Origin of the sequence: Aliiroseovarius sp. M344 (assembly GCF_025140835.1) — a bacterium.
Lineage (GTDB): Bacteria > Pseudomonadota > Alphaproteobacteria > Rhodobacterales > Rhodobacteraceae > Aliiroseovarius.
On the sequence record NZ_CP081153.1, the window covers coordinates 2,657,724 to 2,678,409 of the forward strand.

The 20,686-nt window shown below is 57.3% G+C and carries 20 protein-coding genes; 9 read left to right on the forward strand and 11 right to left on the reverse strand.

Features of this window, described 5'->3' with window-relative positions:
- Window positions 1-269: 269 nt before the first annotated feature.
- Together K3556_RS13040 and K3556_RS13045 are read left to right on the forward strand one after the other, a co-directional pair.
- Entirely contained in the window at window positions 270-614 is a 345-nt protein-coding gene (locus tag K3556_RS13040; protein WP_260517207.1) for a hypothetical protein, read from the forward strand.
- Between the two features lie 9 nt (window positions 615-623).
- The gene (locus K3556_RS13045) at window positions 624-1,250 is read left to right on the forward strand and encodes an HAD hydrolase-like protein (RefSeq protein ID WP_260517208.1); all 627 of its coding nucleotides are present in this window, start codon (window positions 624-626) and stop codon (window positions 1,248-1,250) included.
- Between the two features lie 9 nt (window positions 1,251-1,259).
- Here the strand turns inward: K3556_RS13045 and K3556_RS13050 are convergent, their stop codons facing one another.
- On the reverse strand, window positions 1,260-1,859 hold the full coding sequence (locus tag K3556_RS13050) for a hypothetical protein (RefSeq protein ID WP_260517209.1): 600 nt from the start codon (window positions 1,857-1,859) through the stop codon (window positions 1,260-1,262).
- A 149-nt stretch (window positions 1,860-2,008) separates the two neighbouring features.
- Between K3556_RS13050 and dapE the strand changes: the two genes are divergently transcribed.
- From dapE to K3556_RS13065, 3 genes are read left to right on the forward strand one after another with little or no spacing between them, the layout of a single operon-like run.
- Window positions 2,009-3,163 carry a succinyl-diaminopimelate desuccinylase gene (gene dapE, locus K3556_RS13055; RefSeq protein ID WP_260517210.1) on the forward strand — a complete coding sequence of 385 codons (1,155 nt, stop codon included), beginning with the start codon at window positions 2,009-2,011 and terminating at the stop codon, window positions 3,161-3,163.
- Complete coding sequence (rnr, locus tag K3556_RS13060; protein WP_260517211.1) at window positions 3,160-5,415, forward strand: ribonuclease R; 2,256 nt, start codon at window positions 3,160-3,162, stop codon at window positions 5,413-5,415. Before dapE ends, rnr begins: the two co-directional genes overlap by 4 nt.
- Before the next feature lie 40 nt (window positions 5,416-5,455).
- A complete protein-coding gene (locus tag K3556_RS13065; RefSeq protein WP_260517212.1) occupies window positions 5,456-6,604 on the forward strand; it encodes a lytic murein transglycosylase in 1,149 nt (382 codons plus the stop codon).
- 5 nt (window positions 6,605-6,609) lie between these two features.
- Here K3556_RS13065 and K3556_RS13070 read toward each other — a convergent pair whose 3' ends face one another.
- The 10 genes from K3556_RS13070 to K3556_RS13115 form a co-directional block, all read right to left on the reverse strand.
- On the reverse strand, window positions 6,610-7,557 hold the full coding sequence (locus K3556_RS13070; RefSeq protein WP_260517213.1) for an MBL fold metallo-hydrolase: 948 nt from the start codon (window positions 7,555-7,557) through the stop codon (window positions 6,610-6,612).
- Between the two features lie 69 nt (window positions 7,558-7,626).
- Complete coding sequence (gene rpe / locus K3556_RS13075) at window positions 7,627-8,319, reverse strand: ribulose-phosphate 3-epimerase (RefSeq protein WP_260517214.1); 693 nt, start codon at window positions 8,317-8,319, stop codon at window positions 7,627-7,629.
- Window positions 8,320-8,398: 79 nt separating this feature from the next.
- Complete coding sequence (locus K3556_RS13080) at window positions 8,399-8,887, reverse strand: hypothetical protein (RefSeq protein WP_260517215.1); 489 nt, start codon at window positions 8,885-8,887, stop codon at window positions 8,399-8,401.
- Window positions 8,887-9,381 carry an RNA pyrophosphohydrolase gene (locus K3556_RS13085; RefSeq protein ID WP_260517216.1) on the reverse strand — a complete coding sequence of 165 codons (495 nt, stop codon included), beginning with the start codon at window positions 9,379-9,381 and terminating at the stop codon, window positions 8,887-8,889. The genes K3556_RS13080 and K3556_RS13085 overlap by 1 nt, the downstream gene beginning before the upstream one ends.
- Window positions 9,382-9,495: 114 nt before the next feature.
- Window positions 9,496-10,830 carry a S41 family peptidase gene (locus tag K3556_RS13090; protein WP_260517217.1) on the reverse strand — a complete coding sequence of 445 codons (1,335 nt, stop codon included), beginning with the start codon at window positions 10,828-10,830 and terminating at the stop codon, window positions 9,496-9,498.
- A gap of 5 nt (window positions 10,831-10,835) precedes the next feature.
- Entirely contained in the window at window positions 10,836-11,939 is a 1,104-nt protein-coding gene (locus tag K3556_RS13095) for a murein hydrolase activator EnvC family protein (RefSeq protein ID WP_260517218.1), read from the reverse strand.
- A 53-nt stretch (window positions 11,940-11,992) separates the two neighbouring features.
- A complete protein-coding gene (gene gpmI / locus K3556_RS13100) occupies window positions 11,993-13,513 on the reverse strand; it encodes a 2,3-bisphosphoglycerate-independent phosphoglycerate mutase (RefSeq protein WP_260517219.1) in 1,521 nt (506 codons plus the stop codon).
- 84 nt (window positions 13,514-13,597) lie between these two features.
- Window positions 13,598-14,068 (reverse strand): 23S rRNA (pseudouridine(1915)-N(3))-methyltransferase RlmH, encoded by a 471-nt coding sequence (rlmH, locus tag K3556_RS13105; RefSeq protein WP_260517220.1) that lies wholly within the window; start codon window positions 14,066-14,068, stop codon window positions 13,598-13,600.
- 19 nt (window positions 14,069-14,087) lie between these two features.
- The gene (gene rsfS / locus K3556_RS13110) at window positions 14,088-14,456 is read right to left on the reverse strand and encodes a ribosome silencing factor (protein WP_260517221.1); all 369 of its coding nucleotides are present in this window, start codon (window positions 14,454-14,456) and stop codon (window positions 14,088-14,090) included.
- A 176-nt stretch (window positions 14,457-14,632) separates the two neighbouring features.
- The gene (locus K3556_RS13115) at window positions 14,633-16,036 is read right to left on the reverse strand and encodes a mechanosensitive ion channel family protein (RefSeq protein WP_409557752.1); all 1,404 of its coding nucleotides are present in this window, start codon (window positions 16,034-16,036) and stop codon (window positions 14,633-14,635) included.
- Between the two features lie 249 nt (window positions 16,037-16,285).
- Between K3556_RS13115 and leuC the strand changes: the two genes are divergently transcribed.
- The 4 genes from leuC (at window position 16,286) to K3556_RS13135 (ending at window position 20,618) form a co-directional block, all read left to right on the forward strand.
- Window positions 16,286-17,692, forward strand: a complete 1,407-nt coding sequence (gene leuC, locus K3556_RS13120; protein WP_260517222.1) for a 3-isopropylmalate dehydratase large subunit — start codon at window positions 16,286-16,288, stop codon at window positions 17,690-17,692.
- A gap of 246 nt (window positions 17,693-17,938) precedes the next feature.
- On the forward strand, window positions 17,939-18,637 hold the full coding sequence (locus K3556_RS13125) for a VPLPA-CTERM sorting domain-containing protein (protein ID WP_260517223.1): 699 nt from the start codon (window positions 17,939-17,941) through the stop codon (window positions 18,635-18,637).
- A 274-nt stretch (window positions 18,638-18,911) separates the two neighbouring features.
- Window positions 18,912-19,517, forward strand: a complete 606-nt coding sequence (leuD, locus tag K3556_RS13130; protein ID WP_260517224.1) for a 3-isopropylmalate dehydratase small subunit — start codon at window positions 18,912-18,914, stop codon at window positions 19,515-19,517.
- 300 nt (window positions 19,518-19,817) lie between these two features.
- The gene (locus K3556_RS13135; protein ID WP_260517225.1) at window positions 19,818-20,618 is read left to right on the forward strand and encodes a hypothetical protein; all 801 of its coding nucleotides are present in this window, start codon (window positions 19,818-19,820) and stop codon (window positions 20,616-20,618) included.
- Window positions 20,619-20,686 lie beyond the last annotated feature (68 nt).

Here is a 20,686-nt window from a genome sequence, read left to right on the forward strand (position 1 = left end):
AATACAAAAAGGCGTTTCGGCTCACTGTCGACACGCCTTTTTTTAAGAATCTTTCGGAAAAAGTGACGTAAAAGGTGCGGTGATCCGTAATACCCTCATACCAAGGGAGGATCACATGATACGTCTACTTCTACTCAGCAGCCTGATCGCGGTTGGTTTTGCCGCAGAAGCCGCCCAAACGCGTGACAAGCCCACGTCTGCGGCCTGCACCTTCACGGTCTGACCCGGCAAGACTTGATCCCGGCGCAGATGCAGCCTAAGCCCGGCGCATGAGCAAAGAGAAAAAACCGAAAAAGCCGCATCAGGTCTATACCCTTCTGGTCGAAGTCGGGCGCAAAGACGGCGATGGCCTGCCCGAAGGCGCAACCGGTGCTGCGCTGGTCTGCTATGCGTCCGGTGTGGACGAGGCCGAGGCCGTGCGCGAAACCGTCGCAATCCTGAAGCAAGCCGATCTGGCCCCGCTGGATGTGAACGGCTATGGCAGCCTTGAGGAACGACTGGCCGAGGGCCACGACATTCCCGGCGATGAACGCACATTGATGGGGCGCGCGTTGAAAGAGAACAGCGTGATTGTCGCGCAGATGACCCCGTTCTTTGACGAAGATCCCAGCTAGATGGGCGCTGTGTTCTGGGATCTTGACGGTACGTTGACCGACCCTAAGCCCGGCATAACCGGAAGCGTTATCAAGGCGCTTGAGGCGATCGGGATGGAAGCGCCGTCGCCCGACGATCTGGAATGGGTGATCGGCCCTGCCCTGCTATGGAGCTTTGAAAAGCTCGGCACCCCTGATCCCCAAGCGGCGCTGGACCACTATCGGTCGTTCTACGAAGACGGTGGCGGCATGTATGACTGCACCGTTTTCGATGGCATACCCGAAGCACTGACCACCATCAAAGCCAACCATGTGATGCACATCGCCACCGCGAAACCGCATGCCTACGCCCGCAAAATCACCGCCCATTTCGGCTTGGCGCAGCACATGACGCATGAATTCGGCCCCGAGCTCGACGGCACTCGCAACGACAAAGGCGAGCTTCTGGCACACGCGTTGAACCTAACGGGCCACGATCCCGCCCAATGCGTGATGATCGGCGACCGGCATTACGACTTGAACGCCGCCCGCAGCGTGGGGATGAAATTCATCTCGGTCGCGTGGGGCTATGGCGCGTCAGATGATCTGTCATCGGCAGACGGTTTTGCGAAAACGCCCGGCGATTTGCCGGGCGCTGTTCATCGGTTGCTGTGTTAGCTGTTCGCCCTATTGCGTGCGCACGATGGTCTCAAACACATCCGGCAAACTGGCATCTGGCTGAATCAAAGCGGTCAGCGGGATCTTGATTTCAGCGGTCGTGCCGTCATCAGACAGGACACCATTGGTTTCGACGATTTCTTTACCCGTGATGATCATATGAATGCCGTGACCTTGGAAGGCTTGCTGCATCATGCCCATCATGGATGGGTCCATCCCGCTTTCCGCAGCCACCCGTTTCATTTCAGCAAGATCGAAAGACAGTTTCACAAACGGTCCGGCCATGCGTTCGATTGTGACCCCTTGATTGGGATTGACCCCACTGTTCGCGGCGGCGTTTTTGCTTTCCTCTTCAATCTTCGCGATCAGATTGTCGATCGTGTCGGTTTCTTCGACCAGACAGCTAAAAGTTCCATCTGCAAGCTGCTTGCCCACACCGTCCCTACAAGGGTCTTCGCCGCTTGAGGCGATCATGCCGTAGAGTTCCGGGCCCATTTTCATATGCGCCGACATCGTCGCCGTTTCGTCATCATGGACGATAAACTTGAGGTCGGCGTCAAAACAGGCTGACAAAGGCAGGATGAGCAAAAGGAAGAGGAGTTTTTTCATCAGAGCGTCCATGCAAAAGGAGAAGTCTGCGCGCAGGTTAGAACGGCCGTTTCCAGACGTCCAGCCGCACCAGCCCTTGCCCCGCAGAAGCGCCACCAATTGCAGTGCCCCTTCTGACAGACTACAGAGGTCATAAAGGAGCCTGTGCCATGCCCGAAACACACCCGCCAATAGACCCCGTTGCGTTGACCCAGCAGCTTGTGAGCTGTCCCTCGGTCACCCCGGAAGAAGGCGGTGCCTTGCGGCTGTTGGAAGGTCTGCTTAGCGGAGCGGGGTTTACCTGCACCCGAATTGACCGGGGCGGTGTTTCGAACCTGTTCGCCCGTTGGGGGTCAGGCAACGCCCGCACGCTGGGCTTCAACGGCCACACAGATGTGGTGCCGGTGGGCGACGCAGATGCGTGGACGGTCGATCCGTTTGGTGCAGAAATCCGTGATGGGTTTCTGTATGGGCGCGGCGCGACGGATATGAAATCCGGGGTCGCAGCGTGGGTGGCGGCCGCCATTGATTTCGTGGCCGACGCACCTGAGAATACATCCCTTGTGATCACCATCACCGGGGATGAAGAAGGCGACGCCACAGATGGCACGACAGCGATCCTTGATTGGATGGCCGCCGCGGGCGAGACCATCGACGATTGCATTGTCGGCGAACCCACCAGCCCAGACGTGATGGGCGAGATGATGAAGATCGGGCGGCGCGGATCGATGACAGCCTATTTCTCGGCGCGCGGTGTGCAGGGCCATGCGGCCTATCCGCACCGGGCCTTGAACCCGGTGCCAGCACTTGCTCAATTGATTACCGACCTAGCGGGACATGAGCTGGACAAAGGTACCGACCATTTCGACGCATCGACGCTGGCGGTGACGACATTTGACACCGGCAATCCCGCAACAAATGTCATTCCTGCCGAATGTAGGGCCACCGTGAACATCCGTTTCAACGACGCCCACACGTCCGACAAGCTGAACAGCTGGCTGCAAACTGAAGCGACCCGCGTTGGCAAAGCCACCGGCGTCGATATCGAGATGACAACCAAAGTGTCCGGTGAAAGTTTCGTCACACCGCCCGGTCCGTTGTCTGACCTTGTCGCAACAGCGGTCGAGGCCGAGACAGGCAGACGGCCAGAGGCGTCGACAACTGGTGGCACGTCGGACGCGCGTTTTGTGAAAAATATCTGCCCGGTGGTCGAGTTTGGGCTTGTCGGCAAAACCATGCACGAGGTCGACGAACGGGTGGAAGTTGCCCAGATCGTCCAACTGAAAACCATTTATTCACGCATCATTCGGGATTATTTCGCATGAGCCAGATCCCTACCAAACAGGAGATACTTGACTGGATCTCCGATAATCCGACGCAGACCGGCAAGCGCGATATTGCGCGCGCCTTTGGCATCAAGGGGGCTGCGCGGATTGACCTGAAGCGCATTCTGAAAGAACTGGAGGCCGAAGGGCATCTGTCCAAGCGCGGCAAGACCTATCGCGACCCAGACAAGCTGCCGCCCGTGTCAGTTCTGCGGGTCGATGCGCCTGATGCAGACGGAGACCTTTACGCGACACCGATGGAATGGGCGGGCGAAGGCGCAGCACCGCGGGCCATACTGGTGATGAAAAGTTCCGACCCGGCGCTGGAACCCGGTGAACGGATTTTGGCGCGCATGACCGAGGTCACGGACGAGCCTTATGCCTATGAGGCGCGCCTGATCCGTCGTATCGGCACCAATCCGATCCGCATCCTTGGCATCTATCGCACCGGATCCGACGGCGGGCGCATCGTGCCTGTCGACAAAGGGCAGGACAAGGAATGGCGCGTCGATCCCGGCGCCGACGAAGGGGCAAAGGATGGCGAGCTGGTCGAAGCCCAGCAATCCGGCCCCAAATCCCGCATGGGCCTGCCCCGCGCCCGCATTGTCGCCCGCCTTGGCGACCCCACGGCCCCCAAGGCCGTCAGCCTGATTGCAATTCATCAACACGGCATCCCGGACGCGTTCCCCGACAACGTGATCGACGAAGCCGACACGCACAAGCCCGCAGGTCTGAAAGGGCGCGAGGATTTGCGCCACTTGCCGCTGATCACCATCGACCCGGCCGACGCGCGCGACCACGATGATGCCTGCTATGCGCATGCTGATGACAATCCGAAGAACCCCGGAGGACACATCGTCTGGGTCGCCATTGCCGACGTGGCCCATTATGTGACGCCCGGCTCTGATCTGGACCATGAAGCGCGGCGGCGGGGCAACTCGACCTATTTCCCGGATCGGGTTGTGCCGATGCTGCCCGATCGTCTGTCCGGCGATCTGTGCAGCCTGCACGAAGGCGTGCCGCGCGCCTGTATCGCCGTTCGCATGGTGCTGGATGCGCAGGGTGCGAAAACAAGCCACAGCTTCATTCGGGGCCTGATGAAATCTCACGCCTCGCTCAACTATGCCGAAGTGCAGGCGGCGCAGGATGGAAACCCGAACGAGAAATGCGCGCCTTTGATGGAGGAGGTCATCGCGCCGCTCTACGCCGCGTATGAGACGACCAAACTGGCACGGGCCTCGCGCCAACCGCTGGATCTGGACCTGCCAGAACGCAAGATCATCCTCGATGACAAGGGTCATGTCGCCTCGGTCGCGTTTGCAGATCGGTTTGACGCGCACCGCCTGATCGAAGAGTTCATGATTCTGGCCAATGTGGCCGCAGCCGAGGAGTTGACCCGCCTGAAGCGCCCGCTTCTGTTCCGTGTGCACGAAGAACCCAGCGCCGAGAAACTGGAGGCCCTGCGTGAAGTTGCCCAAGCCTCTGGCTTCACGCTGGCCAAAGGTCAGGTGTTGAAGACCCGTCACCTGAACCAGTTGCTGGCGCAGGCGCAGGACACCGAGTTCGATGAGCTGGTCAATATGTCGACGCTGCGATCCATGTCACAGGCGTATTACTTTCCTGAAAATTTCGGCCATTTCGGGCTGGCCCTTCGATCCTACGCCCATTTCACCTCGCCTATCCGGCGCTATTCCGACCTGATCGTGCACCGCGCGCTGGTCTCGGGCCATGGTTGGGGCAAGGATGGGTTGAGCCCGGAAGACATCGAAAAACTGGAAGCGACCGCCCAACACATTTCCGAGACAGAACGGCGATCTATGGCCGCCGAGCGCGACACCACCGACCGTTATCTGGCCGCCTTCCTGGCAGAACGTGTCGGCAACGAGTTCACCGGCCGTGTCGCCGGCATCGCGCGCTTTGGTTTGTTCGTGAAGCTTGACGAAACGGGTGCCGATGGTCTTGTGCCGATCAGTTCGCTTGGCAACGAGTATTTCCGCCACGAAAAGGAAGAACAAGTGCTGGTCGGAGAGCGGTCCGGGCTGGTGATTGGCCTTGGGCAACGCGTGACCGTACGACTGGCTGAGGCTATTCCAACCACGGGCGGACTTACCCTTGAACTTCTGAACATCGAGGGGCGCAAGCTTACCCCGCAACGTTCGCGCAAAGGGGGGAAGTCTTCACCACGGAAACCCATGACAACAAAAAGAAAATCAGCAAAAGTGAAAAAGAAAGTGAAACGATCCCGGCGCTAGTTCAGTGCCGTCCGATTTGGACAAAAGGTATGAGTTTGTGTTGAACAGTACATTGTTAGAAGAAGAATTTGCGGCCTGGCGTTTGGCTTTCATTGACCGCGCGCGCCAAGCCGGGCTGTCAGACCAGATACTGGAGTTCTGCGCAAGCTACCTGCGACCAGACGCGCGCATTCACGAAAAGCAGTCCAACCAGTCGGAATTCACACTGACGATCTCTGATTATCTGAACCGCGCTGTCCCGGAAAAACGTATCCGCGACGGTCGCGCGCGGTTTCGCGCCAATCGTGACCTTTTGCACCGTGTTTCGGAAAAATATAGCGTCGATGCTCAGGTTATTATGGCGATTTGGGGGATCGAAACCAATTACGGCGCGACCCGAGGCGATTGGCTGGTTCTCAGCGCGCTTGCGAACTTGGCACATGCCGGGCACCGCGCAGAATTTTTCGAGAAGGAATTGATGGCCGCTTTTTCCATTGTCGAAGCCGGCGACATCGCCCCAGCCGCCATGCTGGGATCGTGGGCAGGCGCAATGGGGCATGGGCAATTCATACCAACCAGCTTTCAGGAGTTTGCCGTCGACAGTGACGGTGACGGGCGCCGCGATATTTGGGGCGACGATCCAGAAGACGGGCTGGCGTCTATCGCGAATTATCTTGTCCAGCACGGCTGGCGGATGAATCGACCAAGCAGCATCGAAGTTCGTTTGCCAGAGGGTTTCGATTATGCGCTGGCTGGTCGCCAGACCAGATTGCCCGTCACCGACTGGGCCACGATGGGCGTTGTCTCGGCAGAGGGCGGACCGGTCCCTGATTACGGAGAAAGCTCGGTCCTGTTGCCGTCAGGCGCGACGGGCCCCGCATTCATGACATTTTGCAACTTCGACGTTCTGTTGTCGTACAACCGCGCCGAAGCCTATGGCATAGCGGTCAGTCATCTGGCCGACAGGTTGCAGGGCGGGCGACCGATCAAGGCCACCTGTCCTGACGATCTGGTTGTGCTTAAACGTGACGAGATGCGCGAGTTGCAGGAACGCCTGACGGCTGCTGGCCATGATACCTTTGGCGCGGACGGGTTCACGGGGCCCAACACGGCGAAAGCCCTGCGCTCTTATCAGGCCGCGCATGGGTTAGTGGCGGACGGGTTTGGGTCGGGTGCAATGCTGGATCATTTGCGCGCGCGGTCAGGCTGAGCGCGCTACTCAAACTCCATCTCGGCGAACACCTGACCGGCGTTCTTGGTGGCAAGCTCCTCGAACGTATCGTGATGCGCGAAAGGGGACTGGTCGACGTAATATGCCTCTTCCAAAGTGCCGCCGTTTTCCAGCAACGTTCCGATCTCGCCGCGCAGGTGCTTCAGATAGCCGATCGTGTGCTCATCGACCTGCGCCATATTGGTGGGGTAGCCGTGGCCGGGGATCACATAAGTCGCACCGATTGGTGCAAAAACGGTTTCCCAAGTCTCAATCCAGCAGCTGGTGCAGGTGTCCTCAAAAATAGGGGGTATGCGATTGTGAAACGCCATGTCGCCTGCAATCATCAAGCTGTCTTCGGGCAGCCAGACCTGAATGTCACCGGGGCTGTGCGCAGGTCCAGAGTGCAGAACTTCGATATGTTTTGACCCCATGTCGATGACATGTTTGTCCTCGAAGGTCTGGGTCGGCCCCATCGGTTCCGTCCCCTCGGCATGTTCAAGCGCATAGCGCTTCATACCCTCGAAAATTTGCGCGCCGTATTCTTCGAATTCTTCCGCCGCATCTACATGGGCCAACACCTCGATACCTTGCGAGATCCAGTAATTGTTGCCCAACATCGCATGGCCCTGTCCATTCTCGTTGATGACGAGTTTGACGGGCTGGTCTGTGATCGCCTTGATCTCGGCATGCAGCGCTTCGGCCAATTTGTAGTGAGCGCCGGCGTTCACCACCACCACGCCATCACCGGTCACGATAAAGCTGAGATTGTTGTTGTGGCCTGTGTTCTCATAGCCCGGAGGTGCCGTGGCGCCGATGGCGGACCAGACATCCGGGATCACCTCGACCGGTTTTTCATAAAGCACCGAGCCAGGATACTGATCCGGGATATCTTCATCCGCAAATGCAGGTACCGCGACAAGGGTAAAGATGGCTGTGATGGTGCGAAACATGTGATCCTCCGGCTGGTATTTCCGAAAGACTGACATATTCGTATATGTTAATCCAGCTTCAACAGCGGATCAGTTTTGAGCGGCGGAAGCTGCCGCGCGAATGGCGCGGATATTCGCGCCATAGACCTCAGGATTATCCACCGATCCTCCTTTGAAAACAGCAGATCCCGCGACCAACACGTCCGCCCCCGCTGCTGCCACCAGCGGTGCCGTTTCGGTTGTGACTCCACCATCTATCTGGATGTGTATCGGGCGGTCGCCGATCATCTGGCGCGCACGTTGTGTTTTCTCAACACCCGAATGGATAAACTTCTGCCCGCCGAAACCTGGGTTCACGGTCATGATCAGGACCATATCAATAAGGTCCATGACATGTTCGATGCTTTCCAGTGGCGTGCCCGGGTTCAGGCTGACCCCCGCTTTCACGCCCTGCGCCTTGATGGCCTGCAGGGTGCGGTGAATATGCGGCCCCGCCTCAACATGCGCGGTGATCATGTCGGCACCGGCTTCTGCGTAAGCCTCGATATAGGGGTCGACCGGCGCGATCATCAGGTGCACGTCCATGAAGGTTTTCACGTGCGGGCGGAAGGCTTTGACAGCAGGAGGGCCGAACGTAAGGTTCGGCACGAAATGCCCATCCATGACGTCAACATGTACCCAGTCCGCCCCCTGCGCCTCGATGGCTTGGATTTCTTGTCCAAAATTCGCGAAATCGGCTGAAAGGATCGAGGGCGTGATCTTGATCGAACGGTCAAAAGGCATGGACTGGTCTCCGGCTGGTTATTCTGACGCCCTTATACCGGGATATCCGAGATTGCGAAGGGTGAATGCGACGGCTGTTTTACCGTCGCGGCAGATCTGCATCGCAACGTTCGCCCCGCATGCAGGCTTCGATCTTGTTTAGCGTTTCATTTGAAGGGTCGCCGTGGGCGAACCCGCCGCAGGGGTTTGTCTCCAACAGATAGGCCCTGTCTTTGCGCTTCAAAAACACCAAGGTGCGACCCGTCGACAACCCGCCGCACCACGGGCCGAAACACTGCACGTTGATGTCGATCTGACGCTGAAAGGCATTGGTGAAGCCGCTGCGCGTCAGGCTTTTGCCTGCAATACGCCCAGTCAGGTAATTGTCGGGTTTGACGTCCTCTTGGCGGTTCCAGTCCACCTGCGGCAGGTGCTTCTCGTCGAAACTGAGGTTGCCCAGAACCACCACGTAATCGTCCGACGACTTCGCGGCATCTTGAAAGGCCGAAATGGCGTTATAGGGCATGCAGGACAAAGCCAAGGCAGGTAGCGGCAACCCAATCATCACCGCCAAAGCAATCCAACGCATCACAAGTTACCCTTAAAGGCGTCCAGCACCTTTGCATAAATATCGCGCTTAAATGGCACGATATTGGCGACCACATCAGCCGGATCCATCCATGCCCATTGGCTGAACTCTGGGTGTTCGGTTTCGATGTTCACCGCGCTGTCATCGCCATGGAACCGCACGAGGAACCAACGCTGTTTCTGACCACGGAACCGCCCTTTCCAGACGCGCGGGACCACGTCATGGGGCAGATCATAAGGCAACCAGTCCGGCATCTCTGCCTCGACCTGCACCAAATCCTGCGTCACGCCGGTTTCCTCCCAAAGCTCTCGCAGTACCGCATCCCGGGGGTCTTCGCCGTCATCCACACCACCTTGCGGCATTTGCCAAGCGGTCTTGGTGCCCAGTTTCGGTGCATCCAATCGCTGGCCAACGAACACCTTGCCTTCGCGATTGGCAAGCATGATACCAACGCAGGGGCGATAGGGTAATTTTGCGATGTCTTCCGGGTTCATGTTGAACTCTTTTCTTAGGGTCAGTACCTGAACATCAATCTTACTGGGTCATAACAGGCAAGAACGCAAAAGGGCCACCCGTTTGAGCAGCCCTTTCACAAATTTCGGACCCGGTTATTGCGCCATGGCGATGGTGGACAAGCCCTTGATCAGGTCAACCGCATAAGACAGTTGGAAATCATCATCGCGCAGCTTGGCGGCCTCTTCGGCCTCTTCACGCTCTTCCTCGATTTGACGCTTTTCGTCGTCGGTCAGGCTGTCGTTGTTCAAGCTGCCCCGCAGGTCAGCCTCGGTACGCTGGCGACCGGTTTCTCCGTCTTCGTTCTCAGCCTCTGGAATACGCGGAGGCTGCTTCACAACGATGTCCGGTGATACGCCCAGCGCTTGGATCGAGCGCCCCGACGGCGTGTAATACCGTGCAGTCGTCAGGCGCATTGCGCCGTCAGAAGCCAGCGGCATGACCGTTTGCACCGACCCTTTACCAAAGCTTTTGGTTCCCACAACGATGGCGCGATGGTGGTCCTGAAGGGCGCCAGCCACAATTTCGGACGCCGAGGCCGAACCGCCGTTGATCAGGACGACCATCGGTTTACCTTCTGCCAAATCGCCGGCTTCAGCATTCACACGTTCGCTTTCGCCGGGGGTGCGGCCACGGGTCGAAACGATCTCTCCGTTTTCAAGGAAAGCATCTGACACTTCGATCGCCTGGTTCAGAAGACCGCCCGGGTTATTGCGCAGGTCCAGCACAATGCCTTCGACGTTCTCCATCCCGCCCAGCGCTTCAACTTCGCGCGCCAGTCCATCGGACATGTTCGCATAGGTCTGGTCGTTGAACGTGGTCACGCGCAGCACCACCGTATTGCCAACAGAGCGCGCAGTCGCGGCGGTCAACTTGATCGTATCGCGAATGATCGAGACATCGAAAGGTTCGTCAACGCCTTCGCGCACAACCGTGATGATGATCTCGGACCCGACCGGGCCACGCAACATGTTCACAGCAGAGTCCAGCGTCAGACCCATCAAGGCTTCGCCATCCACATGGGTGATATAATCCCCGGATTCCACACCGGCATCTGCCGCGGGCGTCCCGTCCATTGGCGATACAACGCGCACGAACCCTTCCTCTTGGGTCACTTCGATACCCAAACCACCGAACGAACCGCGTGTCTGCACCCGCATATCGGCTGCATCCTTAGGGGAAAGATAGCTGGAATGCGGATCCAGCGAGGTGAGCATGCCATCAATCGCTGCCTCGATCAGATCAGCGGCGTCCACCTCTTCCACATATTGGGCGCGGATTCGTTCGAATATGTCGCCAAACAGGTCCAACTGCTCGTAGACAGTTGTGTTACTAGTGGCATCTTGGGCGAGAAGCGGCCCTGCAACCTGCGTGGTCATAACCGCGCCTGCCAGAGTGCCTCCTAAGGCGGCCATCACGAATTTCTTCATCAATTTCAATCCTTGCCTGCCGCGAACCACTCTGCTGGGTTCACGGGCGTTCCATTCTTTCTCAGCTCTATATAGAGCGTTTCCGACCAGTCTGCGCCAGTTCCTTCCTCCGCAGCGATCAAAAACGCTTGATCATTGCTCAAATCTGCTCCGCCCATCAGGCCAATTGGCGCGCCTTTCGGCAGGACTTCGCCAACTTCGCCGTAAAGTTGGCCAAGCCCAGCCAGCACCAACAGATAGCCTTCGTCGGGCTCAATAATCGCAACGTTACCATAATCTAGCAAAGGCCCAAGATAGCGGATGGTTGCGTGCCAAGGCGTGGTGACAAGGGCCAGAGGCCGGGTCGCAACCACATATCCAGGGCGCCGCACACCAGCCGCATCAACCTCGTCAAAGCGGCGAATGATCTGGCCCAGAACCGGCATCGCCAAACGGCCTTGGATGCTATCGAAACGTTGCGATGCCGCCGCGCCACTAGCCGGCACGGGTTCCGACATCAAACCGTCTGCAAAACTTGCCAGCGTGTCCGAACTGTCGACCAAAGACTTCATGCGCGCGTCGTCGATGATGAACCGGCGCGGTAATTCCGTGCGTCGTGCGATTGCAAGGCTCAGTTCGAAGCGCGCATCCTGCGCGCCCTCAAGGCCGGTTTTCAACGTCTCGACGGCATTTTCCTGCAAACCTCGCAGGATCTGCAGTTCCTCCAGCCCGCTGCGCAGGGTTTCAGCCTGGGCCTGCAGGGCGGGGGCGACTTCGGACAAAATCATGCCAGATCGGGCAGTGCCGATGGGACCAGCAGGATGGATCAGCAGGGCGGGTTCGGGGGCACGTTCGATGGTTTGAAGCACGCCCAAAAGCTTGGACAACCGCCTGCTTTCCGCCGTCAACGCGCCTTGGATTGTGGCCTCGCGCAGGCTGGCGCGCCGCAACCCGTCGCGCAGGGCGGACAGACCTTCTTCGTAGGCTTGAACAGCTTGTGTTAGCGCTGCGATACGGTCATTGGATTTTTCGGCCTCAGCCAGTGCAAGCGTCGCCTTATCAAGCGCCAACATCGCGGCCCGTGCCGCGTCTGTCGGTTCTGATTGCGCACGCGCCGGATCCGTCGACACCCATGCCAGACAAACTGCCCCCGCAAGCAGAGGAAAAAGGCGCGCCGCCCCCATCACCGGCGGATCAGGCTTTCGCCTGTCATTTCAACCGGCTTGTCTATTTGCATCAGCTCCAACAGTGTCGGGGCCAGATCAGCCAAACGACCATGCGCAAGCGTTGCGCCTTCGGGTCCGCCAAACAGGATCACGGGAACAGGGTTGGTTGTGTGTGCCGTATGCGGGCCATTGGTCGTCTCGTCCCACATGGTTTCGCAATTGCCGTGATCGGCGGTCACGATCATCGCGCCGCCGACATCTGTCAGCGCTTCTATTACCTTGCCCAGACCTTCGTCGACAGCTTCGCAGGCGGCGATGGCAGCGGCCAGATCACCGGTGTGGCCCACCATGTCGGGGTTGGCATAGTTGGTGACAATCAGGTCAAACCTATCGCGAATGGCACCAACGAAATGCTCGGTCACCTCGGGCGCCGACATCTCGGGCTGCAAGTCATAGGTCGCAACCTTGGGACTGGCGGCCATATAGCGGACTTCGCCGTCCACCGGCGCTTCTTTTCCACCGTTCAGAAAGAAAGTGACATGAGGGTATTTCTCGGTCTCGGCGGTGTGAAATTGTGTTTTGCTATGCTGCGCCACCCATTCAGCCAGCGTGTTCACAATGTTCCGCTTGGGAAAACAGGTTGTCATATAGGCGTTGTGAGCGTCGGAATATTCGACCATCCCCAGCATTGCAGACAGTTTCGGCCGGCGCCCTGTGTCGAACTCTGCAAAATTGGGCTCGCCAACGGCGCGCAAAATCTCGCGCGCACGATCCGCCCGGAAGTTTACGAAAAACAGCCCGTCGCCGTCTTTCATCCCACCGTAACCCGTCACTACCGCCGGGGCGACAAACTCGTCCGTTTCGCCTTTGGCATAAGACGCCGCAAGGGCTGCATCCGCATCTGCTGCGCCATTCCCCTGCCCGGTTACCATGGCCTCATAGGCACGGCCCACCCGCTCCCACCGATTGTCCCGATCCATCGCGAAATAGCGGCCCACAACGGTGCCGATGCGTGCGCCCTCGGGTAGATCGGCTTCAAAGGCGGCGACTTGTTCGCGCGCCGATTGCGGCGGCACATCGCGCCCATCAGTGATCACATGCACGACAACCGGCAGACCGGCATCGATCAGTGCCTTGGCCGCAGCGACCAGATGGTCCTGGTGACTATGCACCCCACCGCGGCTGACCAAACCGGCAATATGGGCGGTGCCGCCAGCGGTCTTGACCTTCTGTGCGAAGTCACTCAGGTCTTTATTTGCAAAGAACGAGCCATCCTCGATCGCCAGATCAATCTGCCCCAAATCCATCGACACGACACGACCCGCGCCAATGTTCGTATGCCCAACTTCCGAGTTTCCCATCTGCCCGGTTGGCAGGCCGACATCGGGTCCATGGGTGATCAAAGTGTTGTTTGGGCAGGTCGCCATCAACCGATCAAAATTTGGTGTATTTGCCAGCACAGGCGCATTGTAGTCGCGACCTTCGCGCAATCCCCAACCATCGAGAATACACAGAACGACAGGCTTGGGCGTGGTCATTTTCAGGGATCCTCTGGCTGCTCTGATCCTATTTATGGCGCGCAAGGCACAGACGCAAGGCAGCCGCATCAGCGCGTGTTTTGGTCAGGCCCGGTGATAGGGGCTTCCGGCAAGGATCGACGCCGCCCGGTAAAGCTGTTCAGACAGCATCACACGCACCAACATATGCGGCCAAACCATCTTACCAAAGGACAGGCTTGCATCGGCTTTGGCGCGCAAACCGGGGTCGATCCCGTCGGCGCCGCCGATCACAAAGGCGACGTCGCCGCGACCATCATCGCGCCAGCGCCCCAGAAGATTTGCGAAACTGGGCGAGGTCATGACTTTGCCCCGCTCATCCAGCGTGCAGATCAACGCGCCTTTGGGCAGGGCGCGTTCCAACAGGGCAGCCTCAGCCGCCATACCGCCACCCTTCTTGTCTTCAACTTCATGAAGGTCAACCGGACCCAGACCCAACGCGCGACCAGTGCGGTCAAAGCGGGTCACATAGTCGTCGATCAGGTCGCGCTCAGGGCCACCGCGCAGGCGGCCCACAGCGCAAATGTGTACTTTCATGTCAGGCCAATCCTGACACTCAGCTTGGCGCGCCCGTCGTTGCGCCCGGCTCCAGCCACATCTTTTCAAGCTGATAGAACTCGCGCACTTCCGGACGGAACACGTGGATGATCACATCACCCGCGTCGATCAGCACCCAGTCGCCCTGATCTTTGCCTTCAATTTTACAGAAGACATCCATTTCCTGCTTGAGCTTCTCGGTCAGCTTTTCCGAGATCGCAGCAACCTGACGGGTCGACCGACCGGAACAAACGACCATATGATCGGCCATCTCTGATTTGCCACGCAAATCAATGATCACCACATCTTCGGCTTTGTCATCATCAAGTGAGCTAAGAACGCGCGACAAGATGTTGTCGCTGACGCTTGTTTGAGGGGCCACCTTCATTGCGGGTTTCCCTGCGGTCGCATCTTCAGCGACCTCTGTTTGCGGAGACAGAACATTGTCCTCCTATCGATGCGCGCCAATCCGCCCCGGCGCTGGGCACATAAGAATCGTAGCATCACATGGGGGCTATCTCAACGTTGGTCAAGCAACTGGTCAGGATCGGGGGTGCAAATGGGTCACGCTTGCGGTTTTTCGCCAATTTCCACCTCCTCCAGCAACCGAACTTCGCGTTGCGGGAACGGGAACGAGATGTCGTGTTCCCGAAACGCATCCCAAAGCGCCAGATAAACGTTGCCGCGAATATTGGTCAGGCCGCCCGTCGGATCATCAATCCAGAACCGCAGGATGTAATCGACCGTGCTGTCACCAAAGCCAACAATGTGGCAAACCGGGGGGCGAAAACTCAGCACCCGCGAGACACTGGTTGCCGCCTCGATCGCAACTTTTCGCACCTTATGTGGATCATCCGCATAGGCAGTGCCAAAGAAGATATCCAATCGCACGAACGAATTGGTGTGAGACCAGTTCACCACCTGCCCAGTGATCAGATCCTCGTTCGGGATCAGGTATTCGCGCCCGTCCCGTGTGACAACCGACACATAACGCGCGCCCAACTGTTGGATCCAGCCGAAGGTTTCACCCAGACTGATCACGTCGCCGGGTTTGATGGATTTATCCAGCAGAATGATGACACCTGAGACGAGGTTCGACACGACTTTCTGAAGGCCGAAACCCAAACCAAGACCAATGGCACCAGACAGGAACGCAAGCCCCGTCAGATCAACGCCAATCACTTTCAAACCAAGGAAGAACGCCGCGCCATAGGCCAACAACTGAATGAACTTAACCGTCAGCACCTGCATCGACGGCGAAATGTCGTCGTTGTTGCGCACCCTTTCAGACGACGCGCGGCTGAACATGCGCGCGAGGGCGAACAACGCCGCCGTCACCACCACCGCGCTGATCACATCTAAAAGCGAGATGCGGAAATCGCCAACAGAAATGGCAAGGTTATCAAGCACATCGCCAATTTCGTCCGTCACGCCAAGGTAGTAAATCGTAACGTAGATCCACAGGCCCCACTTGGTGGTTCGGCGCAGCATGCGGTTTTCGACCACCACCGAAGCATAGCCGACCAATATCCATGCCAATGCCAACGTGCCGATTGCGGCGATCAGATATGACCGCGACGGCCAAGTCACTTCGCGCATTACTGCCACGATCAGCCACGAGGCGATGACAAACAGGATCATCGGAATTCGGCGGCGGGTGTGGATGGCCAATCGCAATCGGCGCTTAGACCAGCCCTCGCGTGATCGCAACCAGTGGTCGACTTTCGGGTTCAGGAACTTGCCTGCACCCCAGCTCGCAATCGCAAGCAAAATAATGGCTGCCACTTGATACAGCCGCCAAGTCTGCCCAAGGCTTAAAACAAAGGCCGCACCGTCGTTCCACAAAGGCATCAGCTGATCGCGCAACGAAACGATTGTCTCGTTGGCGAGGTCTGGCAGGTTTTCAGGGCCAGAGCTGGTATTAGGTGTGGTGCTGGCGCCGGACGGCGTCGATTGTTCGCTCTCCATCCGCTGACTTTTGCACGCAGGTTACGGCGCGTCCAGAGGTCGAATTCAACACCAACCCCATGCGCCCTTGCCCCTTATGCTGCAAAGGAGTATCTCGATGTCATGACTCGGGTTTTCGATATGGATGAACGTGCGCGCCTGCCTTGGCGTTTTTTTGGTGCGACACGAAATGTGCGCGCCCACCTATAAGGTGGTGCCCCAAACCTATCACAACCTGACAGACATCCACGCCTATCCACGGAGAGCGAAATGACCGCCCCGAAGACACTCTATGATAAAATCTGGGATGCCCATGTGGCCCACGAAGCCGATGATGGCACTTGCTTACTGTATATCGACCGCCATCTGGTTCACGAAGTCACCAGTCCGCAAGCCTTTGAAGGGCTGCGTCTAGCGGGCCGTCAAGTGCATGCACCTGACAAAACGATCGCCGTCCCGGATCACAACGTGCCGACAACTCTTGATCGCGCCAAGGGCATCGAGAACGAGGAAAGCCGCATCCAAGTCGAGGCGCTGGACAAGAACGCCAAGGATTTCGGTATTCACTATTACCCTGTCGACGACGTGCGTCAGGGGATCGTGCACATCGTCGGACCCGAGCAAGGTTGGACCCTGCCCGGCATGACCGTCGTTTGCGGCGACAGCCACACCGCGACCCACGGCGCGTTTGGTGCCTTGGCGCATGGCATCGGCACATCTGAGGTCGAACATGTATTGGCCACGCAAACGCTGATCCAGAAAAAATCTAAGAATATGAAGGTTGAGATCACCGGAAAGCTGACGCCCGGTGTGACCGCCAAGGACATCACGCTTGCGGTGATCGGCAAGACCGGCACCGCTGGCGGCACCGGCTATGTCATCGAATATTGCGGCGAAGCGATCCGCGACCTGTCGATGGAAGGGCGTATGACCGTCTGCAATATGGCCATCGAAGGCGGCGCCCGCGCCGGTTTGATCGCGCCTGACGAAACCACCTTCGAGTATGTCAAAGGCCGCCCCCATGCGCCGAAAGCGGGTCAATGGGAGCAAGCGCTGGCATACTGGAAGACGCTTTATACCGACGAAGGCGCACATTTCGACAAGGTCATCACCCTGAAAGGGGAAGAGATCGAGCCGGTTGTGACCTGGGGCACGTCGCCCGAAGATGTTTTGCCGATTTCAGCCATTGTGCCCAGCCCCGAAGACTTTACCGGTGGCAAGGTCGAAGCTGCCAAACGCGCCATCGAGTATATGGGCCTGACACCCGGCCAAAAGCTGACAGATATCGAGATTGACACCGTCTTTATTGGATCATGCACGAACGGGCGTATCGAAGACCTGCGCGCCGTCGCGGAGGTGGTCAAAGGCAAGAAAATCAAGAACGGCTTGCGCGCGATGATCGTGCCAGGGTCCGGCCTTGTGCGCGCTCAGGCGGAAGAAGAAGGACTGGCTGAAATCTTTCAGGAGGCTGGTTTCGAATGGCGTTTGGCCGGGTGCTCGATGTGCCTTGCAATGAACCCGGATCAGTTGGCCGAAAAAGAGCGCTGCGCTTCGACATCGAACCGGAACTTCGAAGGCCGTCAGGGCTATAAAGGCCGCACGCATCTTGTCAGCCCGGCAATGGCCGCAGCCGCAGCTTTGACGGGTCGCCTGACGGACGTCCGCGAGTTGATGTGATTCGCGCTAAGCGAAACGTTACGAAAACAGCTAACTAATTGGCTATTGTGCGCAACTTGGAAACAGTTGCGCACACTTTCCTTCTGCGCCTATGCCCTTGCCACTACTTTGAATTGTTATTGCCACATTTCTGACGAATTCCTTTGAGCCCGGCTGGCGGCACTATTATTATCATAGTCATTCCACTACCGCGCTGGGGAAGCGGTGTATGCATTTAACTGGGTTACAGGATTTGAAGGGGTAATAATGAGAAAGCTATTAACAGCTGCGATTGTCGCAGCAGGTTTCGCGACCGCATCGGATGCAGCCGTCCTGAGGCTGGATGGTTATACATCCACAGTTCAGTCGGTTTCAATCGGCTCTTCCCCGGTGGCAAACACGCCGGGTACAGTTGGAGCCACGGGTTTCAACCTGACCGACACCACCGGTAACATGGGCAGTTTCGTCGGCTGGTGCCTTGATATTGCGCATTATCTGATGGGCACAGGATCCAGTCAGAATTACACACCAACCAATGATCCGTTTTCAAACAGCTTTGGCCTGACAGATACTGCCCGCGATCGCGTGCAGTCAGTATTTGACGCCAACTATGCGGGTTTGGACGCGACAAATGGCGACCACGCCGCCGCGTTCCAAATGGCATTGTGGGAGGCCGCCTATGAAGACGACAATACCGCATTAAGCGTTTCGTCTGGTCTGTTTCAGGCAAGCAGCACCGGCAGTACATCGCTTGCAAACCAGTATTTGTTTGCTGCTATGAACTATGCAGGTGGCAGCCAATGGAACTTGTCTTTCCTTCAGGTTGACGGTGACGAAAATCGCGGGCGTTACACGGGTCAAAACCTTGTGACGGTATCGCCGGTCCCAATCCCGGCTGCTGGTCTGCTGTTGGTGACTGGCTTATTCGGTTTAGGGGCCATCACACGCCGCCGCCGCAAAGCGTAAAGCGTTTCGAGAAAAACCTGCGACACCGGTTTTTGGCGAAACGCGCGATACGTTGAAGTATTGAACAGCGTTTCGAATGATCCCTGTCTCAGGTTTAGTTCGAAACGCTTTAAACAACACCCTTTTCACCACCTGAACCCGGCTCTTACAATCAGAGCCGGGTTTTTCGTGCGCATTGGCTTGGATTCGCCTGCAAAACCTGCATAAAGCAGGGGAATGAATGACGCAGCCATGACGATTTTCCAGGCGTGGCCGATGCAGAAAGGTGCGTGCTATGGAAAAGTTCCAAAAACTTCATGGGATCGCGGCGCCAATGCCGCTGGTGAACATAGACACCGACATGATCATTCCGAAGGTTTTTCTGAAGACCATCAAGCGTTCCGGTCTTGGTGTGAATCTTTTTGACGAGATGCGGTTTGACCGAAGCGGCAACGAAATCCCGGACTTCGTTTTGAACAAACCACAATACCGCGATGCCCAGATTTTGGTGGCCGGTGATAACTTTGGTTGCGGTTCGTCGCGCGAACATGCCCCGTGGGCCATTGCTGACTTCGGGATCAAATGCGTGATCTCAACCAGCTTCGCCGACATCTTCTTCAGCAACTGCTTCAAGAACGGTATCCTTCCGATCGTTTTGCCGCAGGAGCAGGTCGACATTTTGATGGCCGACGCCGAGAAAGGTGCCAACGCCCTGATGACCATCGACCTCGAATCGCAAGAGATCACAACGTCGGATGGGGCGGTGATTCCCTTTTCAGTTGACGAGTTTAAGAAGCATTGCCTGCTGAATGGGCTGGATGACATCGGTCTTACCATGGAAAAACAGGGGTCAATCGAAGCGTTTGAGGCAAAGGCTGCCACACAACGTCCTTGGGTCTAACCACCTGAAAATTAAATTGAATCATGGGGTCATTCGCAGGGATGGCCCCATTTTTACCTTATTTTGGTGCAAAGTCGCACCAGTTTCCCCTTAAATCGAACACATTTTTCAACTCATTTTAGGCACAACTTGAAGTGGGAGTAATATGCGACGCAGTATGTCGTAATAAGAAGCAGTGACCCGCTGAATGAGGAAACGCTGACAGGGATCAAAGGTGCGGCAGGAAACAGCACCCATCCCGGTGGAAGGAATAAGGTAGTGGTTAGCCGAATGATTGGCGCGATAGCGCGAGCATTCCTGATGGTAATTTTGATTGCAACCCCGTCAATTCTTGTGCCGGGTGTCAGTCAGGAATCCGGACAGATCGTAACGATTGTTGCTCTGTTTGCAGCTGCCTTGACCATCTTTGAATATGCGTCGACCTATCCCGGATTGGTCGAGTTTCGCGACGCCCCACCCTTCAACCGTATTCGTTTTGCCGCACTTTTTGCGACGGTGTTTTGCCTGTCGGTGATCGTGCGCGGTCAGACCGACCATTCGACGGCGACCCAATTCATGACTTCGGTCGGTATGTTGATCGGTCAGGCCATCGATTTCCCTTATAGCCCCGTGCGCTTTGTTGTCTCTATGTTGCCGGAATCTGCGACGTTCAACGACATGGTGCTTCTGCGGGCTGCCGCCGGGATGAGCTATCTGATTTCCCTTCTTTCCATGGCAGTGTTCCTGATGTCGCTGCGCTTCACAGAATGGCCTTCCAGATCGAATGGTGCCTTTAACGTGTGGGTAAATTTGCCAACGTTTGACCCCACCACTGGTGGCGATGTGGTTCGCCGTTTGGTCCGCGACGCGCGCTTTAACATCGCGCTTGGTTTCCTATTGCCCTTCGCAACCCCCCTCATCATTACAGCAGCGGTTTCACTTTTCGGATCGGTTTCGGTCGAAAACCATCAAACCATGATATGGACAGTCGCCGCATGGGCCTTTCTTCCCGCAAGCCTTTTCATGCGCGGTATTGCAATGCTGCGTGTCGCCCTGATGATCAGCAGCGAGCGCAAGCGCAACAAACGCGAAGCAACTGCCAGCGGGATGGCACACGCCTGAAGCGCACATGCTTCGACATAGCGCGGCACTTCAGTTGGATCGCAAAGGCTGCGCTGGTTTTTTCCGCT

Coding starts and splice junctions, on each gene's coding strand:
- K3556_RS13080 (WP_260517215.1), bottom strand. CDS start 8,887: ATGCGTTGGATTGCTTTGGCGGTGATGATTGGGTTGCCGCTACCTGCC.
- K3556_RS13040 (WP_260517207.1), top strand. CDS start 270: ATGAGCAAAGAGAAAAAACCGAAAAAGCCGCATCAGGTCTATACCCTT.
- gpmI (WP_260517219.1), bottom strand. CDS start 13,513: ATGACCACGCCCAAGCCTGTCGTTCTGTGTATTCTCGATGGTTGGGGA.
- K3556_RS13085 (WP_260517216.1), bottom strand. CDS start 9,381: ATGAACCCGGAAGACATCGCAAAATTACCCTATCGCCCCTGCGTTGGT.
- rnr (WP_260517211.1), top strand. CDS start 3,160: ATGAGCCAGATCCCTACCAAACAGGAGATACTTGACTGGATCTCCGAT.
- leuD (WP_260517224.1), top strand. CDS start 18,912: ATGGAAAAGTTCCAAAAACTTCATGGGATCGCGGCGCCAATGCCGCTG.
- K3556_RS13050 (WP_260517209.1), bottom strand. CDS start 1,859: ATGAAAAAACTCCTCTTCCTTTTGCTCATCCTGCCTTTGTCAGCCTGT.
- leuC (WP_260517222.1), top strand. CDS start 16,286: ATGACCGCCCCGAAGACACTCTATGATAAAATCTGGGATGCCCATGTG.
- K3556_RS13090 (WP_260517217.1), bottom strand. CDS start 10,830: ATGAAGAAATTCGTGATGGCCGCCTTAGGAGGCACTCTGGCAGGCGCG.
- K3556_RS13070 (WP_260517213.1), bottom strand. CDS start 7,557: ATGTTTCGCACCATCACAGCCATCTTTACCCTTGTCGCGGTACCTGCA.
- K3556_RS13125 (WP_260517223.1), top strand. CDS start 17,939: ATGAGAAAGCTATTAACAGCTGCGATTGTCGCAGCAGGTTTCGCGACC.
- rpe (WP_260517214.1), bottom strand. CDS start 8,319: ATGCCTTTTGACCGTTCGATCAAGATCACGCCCTCGATCCTTTCAGCC.
- K3556_RS13115 (WP_409557752.1), bottom strand. CDS start 16,036: ATGGAGAGCGAACAATCGACGCCGTCCGGCGCCAGCACCACACCTAAT.
- K3556_RS13135 (WP_260517225.1), top strand. CDS start 19,818: ATGGTAATTTTGATTGCAACCCCGTCAATTCTTGTGCCGGGTGTCAGT.
- rsfS (WP_260517221.1), bottom strand. CDS start 14,456: ATGAAGGTGGCCCCTCAAACAAGCGTCAGCGACAACATCTTGTCGCGC.
- rlmH (WP_260517220.1), bottom strand. CDS start 14,068: ATGAAAGTACACATTTGCGCTGTGGGCCGCCTGCGCGGTGGCCCTGAG.
- dapE (WP_260517210.1), top strand. CDS start 2,009: ATGCCCGAAACACACCCGCCAATAGACCCCGTTGCGTTGACCCAGCAG.